Source organism: Enterococcus quebecensis, assembly GCF_001730365.1.
Taxonomy (GTDB): Bacteria; Bacillota; Bacilli; order Lactobacillales; family Enterococcaceae; genus Enterococcus_L; species Enterococcus_L quebecensis.
In genome coordinates this window covers 21868-34695 of the sequence record NZ_MIKB01000013.1, presented here as the reverse complement: position 1 = coordinate 34695, position 12828 = coordinate 21868, and the positions used below count along the sequence as shown (strand labels likewise).

General features: G+C 35.1%; 12 protein-coding genes. 8 read left to right on the top strand and 4 right to left on the bottom strand.

Features of this window, described 5'->3' with window-relative positions:
* The first annotated feature begins 3 nt into the window (after nt 1–3).
* Both BCR23_RS06500 and BCR23_RS06495 read left to right on the top strand, forming a co-directional pair.
* Nucleotides 4–375 carry a hypothetical protein gene (locus tag BCR23_RS06500; RefSeq protein ID WP_069634680.1) on the top strand — a complete coding sequence of 124 codons (372 nt, stop codon included), beginning with the start codon at nt 4–6 and terminating at the stop codon, nt 373–375.
* Nucleotides 368–652, top strand: coding sequence for a hypothetical protein (locus BCR23_RS06495; RefSeq protein WP_069634679.1), 285 nt, complete (start codon nt 368–370; stop codon nt 650–652). The genes BCR23_RS06500 and BCR23_RS06495 overlap by 8 nt, the downstream gene beginning before the upstream one ends.
* Nucleotides 653–906: 254 nt before the next feature.
* Here BCR23_RS06495 and BCR23_RS06490 read toward each other — a convergent pair whose 3' ends face one another.
* A complete protein-coding gene (locus BCR23_RS06490; protein WP_069634678.1) occupies nt 907–1308 on the bottom strand; it encodes a DUF2871 domain-containing protein in 402 nt (133 codons plus the stop codon).
* Nucleotides 1309–1496: 188 nt separating this feature from the next.
* On the opposite strand from BCR23_RS06490, the gene BCR23_RS06485 reads away from it, so the two are divergent.
* Nucleotides 1497–3158: a glycoside hydrolase family 13 protein gene (locus tag BCR23_RS06485; protein WP_069634677.1), complete on the top strand. Its 1662-nt coding sequence runs from the start codon at nt 1497–1499 to the stop codon at nt 3156–3158.
* Nucleotides 3159–3381: 223 nt separating this feature from the next.
* The gene (locus BCR23_RS06480) at nt 3382–4599 is read left to right on the top strand and encodes a pyridoxal phosphate-dependent aminotransferase (protein WP_069634676.1); all 1218 of its coding nucleotides are present in this window, start codon (nt 3382–3384) and stop codon (nt 4597–4599) included.
* A gap of 83 nt (nt 4600–4682) precedes the next feature.
* On the opposite strand, the gene BCR23_RS14725 is transcribed toward BCR23_RS06480, so the two are convergent.
* Entirely contained in the window at nt 4683–4859 is a 177-nt protein-coding gene (locus tag BCR23_RS14725) for a hypothetical protein (RefSeq protein ID WP_167352158.1), read from the bottom strand.
* 189 nt (nt 4860–5048) lie between these two features.
* On the opposite strand from BCR23_RS14725, the gene BCR23_RS06475 reads away from it, so the two are divergent.
* Together BCR23_RS06475 and nagA are read left to right on the top strand one after the other, a co-directional pair.
* Nucleotides 5049–5876, top strand: coding sequence for a helix-turn-helix domain-containing protein (locus tag BCR23_RS06475; RefSeq protein ID WP_069634675.1), 828 nt, complete (start codon nt 5049–5051; stop codon nt 5874–5876).
* Nucleotides 5877–5980: 104 nt separating this feature from the next.
* Nucleotides 5981–7129 (top strand): N-acetylglucosamine-6-phosphate deacetylase, encoded by a 1149-nt coding sequence (gene nagA, locus BCR23_RS06470; protein ID WP_069634674.1) that lies wholly within the window; start codon nt 5981–5983, stop codon nt 7127–7129.
* Nucleotides 7130–7164: 35 nt separating this feature from the next.
* On the opposite strand, the gene BCR23_RS06465 is transcribed toward nagA, so the two are convergent.
* A complete protein-coding gene (locus BCR23_RS06465; protein ID WP_069634673.1) occupies nt 7165–7554 on the bottom strand; it encodes a hypothetical protein in 390 nt (129 codons plus the stop codon).
* 31 nt (nt 7555–7585) lie between these two features.
* Nucleotides 7586–8260: a DNA/RNA non-specific endonuclease gene (locus BCR23_RS06460; RefSeq protein WP_069634672.1), complete on the bottom strand. Its 675-nt coding sequence runs from the start codon at nt 8258–8260 to the stop codon at nt 7586–7588.
* A 186-nt stretch (nt 8261–8446) separates the two neighbouring features.
* Between BCR23_RS06460 and BCR23_RS06455 the strand changes: the two genes are divergently transcribed.
* Nucleotides 8447–9148: an ABC transporter ATP-binding protein gene (locus BCR23_RS06455; protein ID WP_069634671.1), complete on the top strand. Its 702-nt coding sequence runs from the start codon at nt 8447–8449 to the stop codon at nt 9146–9148.
* A 6-nt stretch (nt 9149–9154) separates the two neighbouring features.
* Complete coding sequence (locus BCR23_RS06450) at nt 9155–12583, top strand: FtsX-like permease family protein (protein WP_083241903.1); 3429 nt, start codon at nt 9155–9157, stop codon at nt 12581–12583.
* The last annotated feature ends 245 nt before the right edge of the window (nt 12584–12828 follow it).

The window sequence follows — 12828 nt, the reverse complement described above, 5'->3', positions numbered from 1 at the left end:
TTTATGGAGAGAACATATTTAAATAAATTAGCAGATTTAGAATCCGAGTATGAAAAGAATCAAAGAAAGATCGAAGAAGAGTTAGAAGAAGCCTTTTATGAAAAACAAAAATTTGGTCGTGAGTTAGAAAATCTTTCAGAAAATTATCGATATCATTATCAGCAAGCCGAATATAGTGAACCAATAAATATGAGCAGAGTCTATCATTTATTAGAACAATGTAAAGATGATGGGGATAGAGTTGTTAATCAAACAATGAAAGAATTAGAAAATAAACAAGAAGACAACACGATTCATTATAAGAAACAAACCCAATTAATAGAAGATGAACTTACTCTTTTAAAAGAGAAGGAGAGAAAAAAAGAAAATGAGTAATGAAAAAATGAAACTGGAGTTAAAAAGATTACGAAAAGAATTGGAAAAAGCTCTGATACGTAGCCTGGTTGCTCCGCCATGTGTTCAAACGGCAGAAACGAAAAAGCAACTAGTTAAAAGCATGGGACAAGCTCGAGTAGAACGATTAAGAAGTAGTAGTGCTAACTATATTTCAAACTTTCAATCTTCGGCAAAAGGTGCTTGGGTAACAAAAGCAAAAACAACTTTTGAGAACACGTCTAAAAAACTAACAACTATTACGAAAGATGGAAAATGATGACCTCTTAGAAGCTCATCATTTTTTTGTATGTTTTGTTAACTTCTGATAGGTTTTCTGGAGCGCCTTAAAAGTTTGAGTAAATGTACATATCAAATTTTAAAACCCTAAAAACTAATCTGGTGGCGTTTAGGTGTGCTTAAAATAACAGAATGAACAATTGATGAGGATATTAAAAAAAGAACGCAGTTTTTGAATACTCAAAAACAAACGTCCTTTCTAAAAAATCGAGTCTTTTGTATCAATCATTCGATTTATTCTTTAACCGCTTTAAACAAAACCTGAAAGAAATAAGCCAGCCCGATAGTAATAATGATATGACCTAATCCAGAGATACCTGAAATAGCTGCTGATTCAGGATAAGATAATACTTGCAAAACACCTCGAACAATCATCATCAACAGTGTTATTCCTAATCCAATATTATAAATAACATAAAATTTCTTATAATTCTTCTCTTTAGTTAATTGGAAGTTTTTTTCCAAAAGTAAAACAATTAAGAAAAAGAACATGCCTAAAATCAATATGTGAGTGTGTAAGACACCCAGTTGTGTTTCTCCAGTAAAATCATTCAATTTTGTAAATTCACGATAAAAAATCCCTGCTAATAATCCGAAAATCATATAAAACATACTGACTCTAACTAATTTTTTCATTCTCCACCTCTAGATTTATTATTCAAACACATTAACTATAGCAAAATTGCTTTCCTATTTCCATTTGAATGCTTAGAGCAAAAGTATTATCCATTGCTTAATGAAGAAATAGTATGCATTTCAGATACGTTTTTTCATTCCATCTTATATAATGTAATGAAAGACGAAGATAAAATGGAGTGATACGTATGACAATCAAGCGGACTTGGTGGAAAGAAGCAGTTGGCTATCAGATATATCCAAGCAGTTTTATGGATACAGATGGTGATGGTATTGGTGATTTAAATGGTATTCGCTCAAAATTAGATTATCTGAAAGAACTAGGAATCGGTTTTATTTGGATTACACCAATTTATGAATCTCCTAATGTAGATAATGGGTATGATATCAGTGACTATCAAAAAATACTTTCAACTTATGGTACGATGGAGGAATTTGACTTATTATTGAAAGAAGCACACAAAGTGGGAATCAAGATTATTATGGATTTAGTGATCAATCACACATCTAATCAGCATTCTTGGTTTTTAGAATCAAGGTCCTCTGTCAAAGACGATTATAGAGACTATTATATTTGGGCGGATGGAACAATTGATGGTCCGCCGAATGACTGGGTTTCCATTTTTGGAGGATCTGCTTGGGAGTATGATGAAATGACCAAGCAATATTATCTACATGTTTTTGCTAAAGAGCAACCAGACCTCAATTGGGAAAATCCGCGAGTAAAAAGAGACTTGTTTTCAATGATCAACTGGTGGTTGGATAAAGGGATTGATGGATTTCGTGTGGATGCAATCTCTCATATAAAGAAAGCACCTTTGGAAACGTCATCGGAGAATGATCCGTTTGCTTCATTTAAAAACGTTCCTGGGATTGAAGTGCATTTGGAAGAATTACGAGATGTTTTTAAAAACAGGGATATTTTGACGGTTGGAGAAGCAAATGGAGTTAGTGCCGAACAAGCTCATCAATGGGTAGGAGAAACAGAAGGCTACTTCAATATGCTATTTGAATTTGATCATATCTCACTTTGGAATAAAGAAGAACAAGAAACCTTGGATGTGGTTCATTTCAAGCAAGCAATCACTAGGTGGCAAGAAGCTTTAGCTGACGGCAAAGGTTGGAATGCATTGTATATGGAAAATCATGATATTCCTAGATCTGTATCAAGTTTTGGTAGTGAAGAAACGGTATTTTGGAAGGCATCAGCTAAGGCCTTAGCGCTAACATTTCTGTTACTTCAAGGAACGCCATTTATTTATCAAGGACAAGAAATTGGTATGACGAATATGCCATTTGCTTCAATCGAAGATATCGATGCAGTAGATACTAAGAATTTCTATTATGAAATGATCCATGCAGGAGTTGAACCAGTAAAAGCAATGGAAGTGATTCGTAGAACAGCAAGAGATAACTCCAGAACGCCAATGCAATGGACTGCAGAAGAATATGCTGGTTTTTCAAAAAGGAAGCCATGGATGGTGATTAATCCAAATAAGCAAGAAGTCAATGTGTTAGATGAATTGGCTGATCCAGATTCTATTTTGAATTTTTACAAGAAGGTTATTCGTTTGAGGACTGAAAATCAAGCATTGATTTATGGAACCTATAAACTATATTTACCAGAGCATCCACAACTGTTTGTGTATGGGCGCAGTTTAGGCGAAGAACGTTTTATAGTCATAATCAATTTGTCAAAAGATTTTGCTTCTGCTGATTTGCCGAAAAATGTTCGAATTGAAGAATGGCAGCTAGAATTATGCAATCTGAATGAGCATACGATTCATCAACACACGATTTTTGCGCCTTATGAAGCAAGGATTTATAAACATAAAATAGCTAAGCAATAGCAAAAAAGGGTCAGTTTTTTAATAAAAGAAAACTGATCTTTTTTTGTTCTATAAGAAAAATATTCTACTTCCACCCTTGATTTTTAAAGGAGATTTAATATGTATAAAATCCTTCTTTTGTTAAAATTACAAATTTTTTTAGAAAATTCCCAATTTTTCATTGCTTTTTTTTTCTAGGTGGCGTAACTTTAAAGATATAAATTTTGAAAATGAGGGATACAGTATGAGAAATTTTGAAAAATCCAACAAACTTGATGGTGTGAGTTACGATGTACGCGGTCCAGTTTTAGAAGAGGCCGACAGAATGCATGAAGAAGGCATTCGCATTTTGAAACTTAATACTGGTAATCCCGCCCCTTTTGGTTTTGATGCTCCCAACGAAGTGGTTCGTGATATGATTATGAATGTTCGAAATTCAGAAGGATATTCCGACTCAAAAGGAATTTTTTCGGCACGAAAAGCAATTGAACAATATTGCCAAGTCAAAGGTTTTCCTAACGTGACAATCAATGATATTTATACTGGAAATGGTGTAAGTGAACTGATTTCAATGTGTATGCAAGGCTTATTGAATAATGGTGATGAAGTGCTAGTACCAATGCCTGACTATCCTTTGTGGACAGCGTCTGTGTCATTAGCTGGCGGAAATCCCGTTCATTATATTTGTGATGAACAAGCGGAATGGTACCCTGATATTGATGATATCAAGGCCAAAGTCACAGCAAATACAAAAGCTATCGTTTTAATTAACCCAAATAATCCAACAGGGGCACTGTACCCTAAAGAAATACTTGAACAGATCGTCGAAGTCGCTAGACAGAATGATTTGATTATTTTTTCAGATGAAATTTATGATCGTTTGGTGATGGATGGCTTAACACATATTCCAATTGCTACTTTAGCACCTGATTTGTTTGTTGTAACGTTAAATGGTTTATCAAAATCACACAGAGTGGCTGGTTTCCGTTGTGGTTGGATGGTGCTTAGCGGTAATAAAAAAAATGCTAAAGGCTATATTGAAGGGCTAAACATGCTAGCTTCGATGCGTCTATGTTCAAATGTATTGTCTCAACAAATTATCCAAACGGCTTTAGGCGGTTATCAAAGTGTTGACGATCTATTACTGCCTGGAGGAAGAATCTATGAACAGCGTGAATACATTTATAATGCAATCAACGATATTCCTGGACTTTCAGCGGTAAAACCTAAAGCGGCCTTTTATATTTTCCCGAAAATAGATACTGCACGTTTTAATATTTATGATGATGAAAAATTTGTTCTTGATTTTCTTCATGAACATCACATTTTACTTGTTCATGGTGGTGGGTTTAATTGGACACAGCCAGATCATTTTAGAATCGTCTATCTACCAAAAATGGAAGACTTGAAATTTACGACTGAAAAAATGCGTGAGTTTTTAAGTACGTACAAGCAGAAATAAAAAAAGAGTGACTCAAAACATTTTTGTTTTGAGTCACTCTGATTTTAAGAACGTCTACACAATGTGACTTATGAGAGAATAAGTTACTCTGTAGTTTGACAATCTTTTTTACTAATAACCATACGATTTGTATATTTTTCTTCCATATCCGGACTTGGGTCCGAAACAACAACCAAATAAGCATTTTCATATTCTTTTTCGACATAGCCCATATAACTACTTTTTTCCCAGCTAAAGCTAATTCGTTTCTCCTGTGTCATGAATAACACCCCTTATTTGTAAAGTGAATTATTTTAAATCGTTTCGGTCTAGTGTTAGGTAATGTTCTTGCAGTATATTATGCAATAAAGTACAATAAATGCATAATGCGAATTCGCATATTTTACTGTTTTAGTAAAAAATATTTTATAATCGTAGTAGATCATTGAAATTAGCTTAGGAGTGAAGCTATGGATTCTTTTGGAGCAGTTATTAAAGAAATTCGCAAGAATAGAAAATTAACACAAAAAATGTTGTCAGAAGACATTTGTTCACAAAGTGTGTTGAGTAGAATTGAAAACAATGAAGAATTACCCAATGTGGTTGTGATGCAACAAATTTGTCAGCGTTTAGGTGTAACCGTTGATCAAATCATGCAATTTAAATCAGAAGAAGTTCGTCTGGTCACTCAAATATTTGAAAAAATAGCGGATTATTTTCGTCATAAAGAGTACGGAAAAATAATGAACTATATGAAAGATACTCAAATCGAAGAGCGATTACATTTAGATACAGATTGGCAGCGTTATTATTATTATTTAGGCAGTTGCAAATTTTATTTATGCAATGATTACGAACAAGCGATACTTGATCTGAAAAAAGGACTTTCATACACGTACCAAGCAAACAAAGTCAATTTATCAGATTTTGAAATACAGGTAATTAGTTGTATCGGCAGTACGTATGCCCGTATTGGGCAAACGAGTGAAGCGGAGCGACACTTAAGGTTAAGTATTCATTATTTTCATAAGTTACCAAATAAACGTGTGACCGCTGAATTAACAAAGATTTTTTATAATTATTCAAAGTTTTTATCAGATCAACAGCGTTTGGAAGAAGCACAAATATATATTGATCAAGGAATTGTTTGGTCAAGAAATAGAAATAGTTACTACTATTTAAGCGAATTGTTTCAGTTGAAAAGCCAGTTGCTGATTGTAAAAGGACTTGCTGAGAAAGCTGAGGAGTATCAAGTGTTATCTAAACAAATTCATCGTATCGAAACAATTAAAATATAACGAATGTTAAGTGAATTTTTTTTAGAAAAGGTCTACACCATTCTTGACTTTAACTGGTTTTAAGAGTACTTTTAAAGTAGAATATTAAAGAAAGAAGGATGAAGATGAGAACGTTTATCTTTGCGGAAAAGTTCTTTTTAAAAAGTGATGTAAAAGGACCTGGATATTTAGAAATTACAGATGGTATATTTGGAGAGTTTTATAAAGAACTTCCTGAAAACGATGTAAAAGTGATTAAAGAAGAAGGAAAATGGATCGCACCTGGTTTAGTCGATACTCACATTCATGGATACATGAATCATGATGTTATGGACAGTGATGCAGAAGGCTTGAAAGTTATGTCTGAAGGATTATTGTCTTGTGGTGTTACGTCATTCTTACCTACAACGTTAACATCAAGTAAAGAACGCTTGAAAGATGTTGCCAAAACAATTGGTGAAGTTCATCAAGAAGTTCCAGGGGCCAAAGTACAAGGAATTTATTTTGAAGGTCCTTTCTTCACGGAAGAACATAAAGGTGCTCAAAACCCAAGTTATTTTAGTGATCCCGATTTAGCTACATTTAATGAATGGCAAGAAGCATCTGGTGGTTTGATCAAGAAAATTGCGTTAGCACCAGAACGCAAAGGTGTGAAAGAATTTGTAAAAGCTGTGACGGATGAAGGTGTAATTGTTGCTTTGGGACATAGCGATGCGACTCTAGAACAAGCAACAGATGCAGTAGAGTCTGGTGCAAGTGTTTTTGTTCACGCTTATAATGGTATGCGAGGATTGAATCATCGTGAACCAGGAATGGTTGGCGCATTGATGTCATTAAAACATGTTTTCTCTGAATTAATTTGTGATGGACATCATGTTCATCCAAATGCAGCCGATATTTTAATGGAAAAAGCAGGTCATGATCATGTTGCTTTAATTACTGACTGTATGATGGCAGGTGGAATGCCAGAAGGAGACTATATTTTAGGGGAGTTTCCAGTTGTTGTTAAAGATGGAACAGCCCGTTTAGAGTCTGGCAATTTAGCTGGTAGTATTTTGAAATTAAAAGAAGCGATCAAAAACGTTGTTGATTGGGAAATCGCAACACCAGAACAAGCGATCATGATGGCAACGTTAGTTCCAGCTGTTAGTTGTAAAATTGATGATAAATGCGGGATGATTGCCAAGGGCCGTGATGCTGACTTTATCGTTTTAAACCCTGATATGGAATTAAATGCAACGTATTTAGACGGTGTAGAACGTTACCGTGCATAAAAAAAAGATTTCAGCAGATTCTGCTGAAATCTTTTTTATTTAGTAATCTGAGGCAAAATTGAAGAATTTAAAGCGCCATTAATATACTCAATGAAGAAATCGGATAAAAATAAGTCATATGTTTCTATATCTATTTTAAAAAGTGAAACAGGAATCACGAATGTTTGATTCGGTGTACCTGCAATATAATCTCCATCTATCGTTTGGGCAACAACTAGAAAGCTATCTTCTTTCCAACGTGAGATATCTTCCAATGTAATGGTTTCATCCGTAGCAAGACAGTCCACGTTCACTTCAAATTGTTCTTCCAATGTTTGACTAAAAATAATTGCGTCATCGTTCCCTTGTTCTGTTTTCAATACAGTAGTCAAAAATTCTTCTGGATTTGTACCTGAGTATTCTTCTTTGATTTTTTTGAAATCCATGGAGCACCTCCTAAATTAAAAGTGTAACAGGCTATTTTTCATTTAAAATCGTAACACGAAAATCAATTTTAGTATTTCTGTCAAGACCTTTGGCTTCTAACTCTATTTGCTTACAGAGCAGTTCAGTTCCTTCATAAATTGGTGTAACGCGGTAACGAATGGTTTCACCTTTATCTAATGCTTGACGAATCTGATTTTCATACTTTGTCATAAATGGCGTATTAACTGGTGTTTGATAAAGGGTGGTGAGATTTCTAGGATCATCACCTGAACCACCTAATTGGCGTCCGATAAGGTGACCTCTGGAATGGTTATGCGGGTCTGTACCAGAAATAAAACCTGGAGGACGCACGTCTTTATTAGCAGAAGTTCCTGTATTGACCATATTTGGTTTCAATAAAGCATCTGCACCAGTTGCACGCCCTAGTGAATCTAGGGAATGATAATCGATCCAGCCTTTTTTACTATCTGCCAGTTCTGTTTTTGAAAAAGTTGCAGCACCCAATTCTTTTGGACCGGGATTTTTAGATGGTGATGGTTTTGTCGAACTTGGTTTTGTTTGTTGTTGTGTTTGTGGATGAATACCAAATAGTTCTTGAACACTGTCTGGAACTTGAACACCCAAGACCCCTAAAACTAAAATAATTAAAATCGCCATAAGCATAACTGCTGGACTAAACGGCGGTTTTTGTTTTTTTCTTGCCATATATTTTCTCCTAACTGAAATCAGAGACTGAGGAAGTAATTGTTTTTAACTTAACCATCAATTCAGATTTAATTTCATCCTTCTATTATACGAAAAAAAAACAAAAAATCAAAAACCTTTTGACCTTCTAGAGGGACTTGTCTGGCTTCTTATGATAAAATTTCATTGAGAGGGGATTGAAAAGTCATGGCGTACATCGATGTAATAAATGAATATAAAAGATACCATATGGGAGATACAACAATTGCTGCAAATGATGGGATCACTTTTTCAGTAGAAAAAGGTGAAGTTGCAGTTATTTTAGGTCCCAGCGGAGCAGGAAAATCAACGGTTTTAAATATCTTAGGCGGCATGGATTCTTGTGATGAGGGACAAATTATTATTGATGGAACCGATATTTCAAAATTTAACGAAAAACAATTAACCACATATCGTCGAAATGATGTTGGTTTTGTTTTTCAGTTTTATAATTTAGTGCCTAATTTGACGACAAAAGAAAATGTTGAGTTGGCTTCACAAATTGTATCCGATGCATTAGACTCACAAGAGGTCTTAAAATCAGTTGGATTGGGTGCCCGATTGGATAACTTCCCAGCCCAATTATCTGGAGGAGAACAACAACGAGTGACAATCGCCAGAGCTATTGCTAAACGTCCTAAATTATTATTATGTGACGAACCTACAGGGGCACTGGATTATGAAACAGGGAAACAAATATTATCAATTTTACAAGAAACAGCTCGTACTACAGGAACCACAGTAATTATTATTACTCATAATTCTGCTATCGCACCAATGGCTGATCGTGTAATCCGCATTAATGATGCGAAGGTAAGAAGTATGACAATCAATGATGAGCCAAAACCTGTAGCTGAGATAGAATGGTAGGTGACCGTGTTGAAAAAAACAGCGTTACTTAAAACCAGCTTTCGAGAAATTAAACAATCAAAAACACGTTTCTTATCGATAATGGGCATTATTTTTCTCGGTGTCATGGTATTTGTAGGGCTAAAAGCAACTGGCCCAGATATGACCCAGACTGCCTCGAATTACTATCAAAACCAAAAATTGCCAGATGCTCGAATTGTGTCGGCACTTGGTTTAGTAGATAAAGATATTGAAGCAGTAAAGCAAGCGAAAGATGTTCAAACTGTTTTTCCCAGGTATACAAAAGATATTGCTATCAGCGAACGGAATGTAGCTGTAAAATTTGTTAGCTACGATATAGCAAATAAGCCACCGTTGATAGACTATCAAGTTGTTAAAGGAAGACTACCAGAAAAAAGTGGGGAAATTGCATTAGACGACTTGGCTCAAATGCGAGGACACTATAAATTAGGGGAGACACTAACAGTATCAAAAGAAGACAACGAAGATAACTCTTTAAAAAAAGAGCAGTTCAAAATTGTTGGATTTGTTCAATCACCTGAATATATTGAGAATACATCTAGAGGAAACACAATGATCGGCAAAGGTTCACTAGATTTTTTTGCAATAGTTCCACAAGAAGATATGAAACTTTCAGCATATACAGAAATCCTAGTATCCTTTAAAGGTCTCAGTGATATAGACAGTTATTCAACAGAATACAAAGAAAAGCGAGAAAAAGCAGTTGCATCAGTAAAGCAAGCAATGAAAAATCGCCCTGAACAGCGTGTGCAAGAAATTCGTGAAGAATCAAAAGATTCGCTTGAAAAAGCGCAAAAAGACATTACTGATGGTGAAAATGCTCTAAAAGATGCTGAAACCAAATTACAAGCGAGTGCACAGGAACTTGCATCAGGTAAACAAGAGTTAGTCCAAGCCCAAGAAACATATACTCAGCAAATTACAGCAGCTGAAAATGAACTTAATGAAAATCAAGCGACAATTACAACAAGTGAAAATCAACTTGTAGAACAAAAAAATGTCCTTGAAACGAAGAAAAATGAATTGGCCCAAGCACAAACTAAAGTCGCTGAAGGGCAAAATGCATTACCCGGTCTGCAACAACAGAGAACTGAACTGCTATCAGCGAGTGAATCAGTGAATCAGCTAACAAATGGTTATCAGAGTTTAGCCGCATCCATTGCTGTTTTAGATCGTGTACCTGATGAGTCTTTAGCTGAAAGCATTGCGAATGCTGCTCCTCAACTACAGTCAGCAGTTCAATCCTTAGGCTCACCATCAGAAATTACTAGTGCGGTCAATCAATTGATCCAACAACCGATTAGAGACAATATTGCAGTTGTGATGGATACGATTAATGGGGCGTTAGCTACCTTAGCTGCGCAACAAACGCAAGCTAATCAAGGCTTACAAGCACTTGATCAGTCGATTGGAACAATCAATCAATCCATTGCTCAATTCACAGAAGGTCAGCAACAAATCAATGCAGCGCAAGCACAAATTACTCAAGCTGAATCACAGATAGCTTCTGGTCAAGAACAATTAGCTGTTGGGCAACAACAACTGGAACAGTCAAAAATTGACGGTCAAAACAAATTAAATGAAGCTCAAGCAAAAATCGATGAAGGGCAGACTGCCTATGATCAAGGGTTAGCAGAATTTCAAAAGAAGAAGACAGAAACGTTGCCTGAATTGAATGATGCTAAAAAACAATTAGAAAAGAAACAAAAGGAACTAGCTGATTTAAAAGCTGCTGATTATTATTATTTTACAAGAGATGATAATCCTGGTTATTCAGAATATGAAGATAATGCCAATAGGATCGCTTCCTTGTCGACAGTTTTTCCAATATTCTTTTTCTTGATTGCAGCTTTAGTTAGTTTAACAACAATGACACGAATGGTTGAAGAAAAAAGAATGGAAATTGGCAGTTTGAAAGCCTTAGGTTACCGAAATGGCGAAATTGCCTTTAAATTTTTAGTTTATGCGATAATCGCTAGTTTATGTGGCTCTGTTTTAGGTTTGTTTGTAGGATACTACTTATTCCCAACAATTATATTTGATGCTTACGGACAATTATATAATATTCCTGATTTTGTTACTCCGTGGTATTTAAGTTATAGTTTGATTGGCATTTTAGTAGCTGTTTTATGTACTGCAGGTGCTGCGATGGTCGTCTTACGAATTGATTTATTCAGCACCCCTGCCAGTCTATTACGTCCAAAAGCTCCAAAAGCTGGACAAAGAATTTGGCTGGAACGAATAAAACCGATTTGGACTCGATTAAGCTTTATACAAAAAGTGACTGCTCGAAACTTATTCCGCTATAAACAGCGAATGTTGATGACTGTTTTGGGAATTGCTGGATGTATGGCGTTGATTATTACAGGTTTTGGATTAAAAGATTCCATCTCTGATATTGTGGATGTACAATTTAACAAAATCTGGCACTATCAAGCAGTCGTAACATTTAACAAGGATGCTTCTGAAAAAGAAGCTCAAAACTATCAAGCAGTATTAGATAAAGTGGATGGTTTAAAAGAAACAATGCCGTTGTACGTAGAATCGTTGAAAACAACTAAAGATACGAACGCCAAACAAGCTGTTTCTATCTATGTTCCTAAAAAGCCAAAAGAGATCGACAAGTTTATTTTATTCAATGATCGTCAATCTGGCCAAAAATATCAATTAACTGATGATGGTGTGATCATTAATGAAAAATTAGCAAATCTCTTCAAGTACAAAACAGGTGATACGCTTATCTTGAAAGATAGTGATAATCAAGAATATAAGCTTAAAATCAAAGCAATCGCTGAAAACTATACTGGACATTTTGCGTATATGACACCTAGTTACTATGAAAAGGTTTTTGGGAAAGAGCCACAAGACAATACAGAATTTTTACTTTTTGACAAAACGCCAAGTGAAAAAGTGGAAGCATCGATCGGCAAAGAATTGATGGAAAATCAGAAGGTCTTGAATGTTTCTTTCCTATCCATTTCTAGTGATGCATTAGATGACACGATCCATAGTTTGAACATTGTTGTTTGGGTCTTAATTACTGTCTCTGGTTTATTGGCATTTATTGTTTTGTATAATTTAACGAATATCAATATTTCAGAACGTATCAGAGAACTTTCAACGATCAAAGTGTTGGGTTTTTATGATAAAGAAGTCACAATGTATGTGTATCGTGAGAATATTATTTTGACACTGATTGGTATTTTCTTTGGTTGCTTCTTTGGAAAGATTGTTCATAGCTATGTGCTGACTACCGTGGAAGTGGATATGCTGATGTTTTCACCAACCATTCATTGGTTCAGCTACATGTATTCTGCCTTGATTACTTTGTTCTTCACTCTGCTTGTTATGGTCTTTATGCATAGGAAGTTGAAAAAAGTCGATATGATCGAAGCTCTGAAATCAAATGAATAAAAACCAAAGAATGAAACGAATCATCTTTTAACCAAGATGTATTCGTTTCATTTTTTTTAAGAAATACATCCTTAGTATGATTTTTTAAGATTGGCTGTTCTTTTATCTAAAGTATTGGTAAAATATAGATATCGTCGGGAAAAGTCGGGAGAGAATGGGAGAACGTTGCCAAAAATGTGCGACGAAAAAGGCAAGGGAGCTTAGATGGGATTAAAAGCACCTCTATTCTAGAAAGTATACTAGGG

Coding starts and splice junctions, on each gene's coding strand:
- BCR23_RS14725 (WP_167352158.1), bottom strand. CDS start 4,859: ATGACACAGGAGAAACGAATTAGCTTTAGCTGGGAAAAAAGTAGTTAT.
- BCR23_RS06475 (WP_069634675.1), top strand. CDS start 5,049: ATGGATTCTTTTGGAGCAGTTATTAAAGAAATTCGCAAGAATAGAAAA.
- BCR23_RS06500 (WP_069634680.1), top strand. CDS start 4: ATGGAGAGAACATATTTAAATAAATTAGCAGATTTAGAATCCGAGTAT.
- BCR23_RS06495 (WP_069634679.1), top strand. CDS start 368: ATGAGTAATGAAAAAATGAAACTGGAGTTAAAAAGATTACGAAAAGAA.
- BCR23_RS06465 (WP_069634673.1), bottom strand. CDS start 7,554: ATGGATTTCAAAAAAATCAAAGAAGAATACTCAGGTACAAATCCAGAA.
- BCR23_RS06480 (WP_069634676.1), top strand. CDS start 3,382: ATGAGAAATTTTGAAAAATCCAACAAACTTGATGGTGTGAGTTACGAT.
- BCR23_RS06485 (WP_069634677.1), top strand. CDS start 1,497: ATGACAATCAAGCGGACTTGGTGGAAAGAAGCAGTTGGCTATCAGATA.
- BCR23_RS06455 (WP_069634671.1), top strand. CDS start 8,447: ATGGCGTACATCGATGTAATAAATGAATATAAAAGATACCATATGGGA.
- nagA (WP_069634674.1), top strand. CDS start 5,981: ATGAGAACGTTTATCTTTGCGGAAAAGTTCTTTTTAAAAAGTGATGTA.
- BCR23_RS06460 (WP_069634672.1), bottom strand. CDS start 8,260: ATGGCAAGAAAAAAACAAAAACCGCCGTTTAGTCCAGCAGTTATGCTT.
- BCR23_RS06490 (WP_069634678.1), bottom strand. CDS start 1,308: ATGAAAAAATTAGTTAGAGTCAGTATGTTTTATATGATTTTCGGATTA.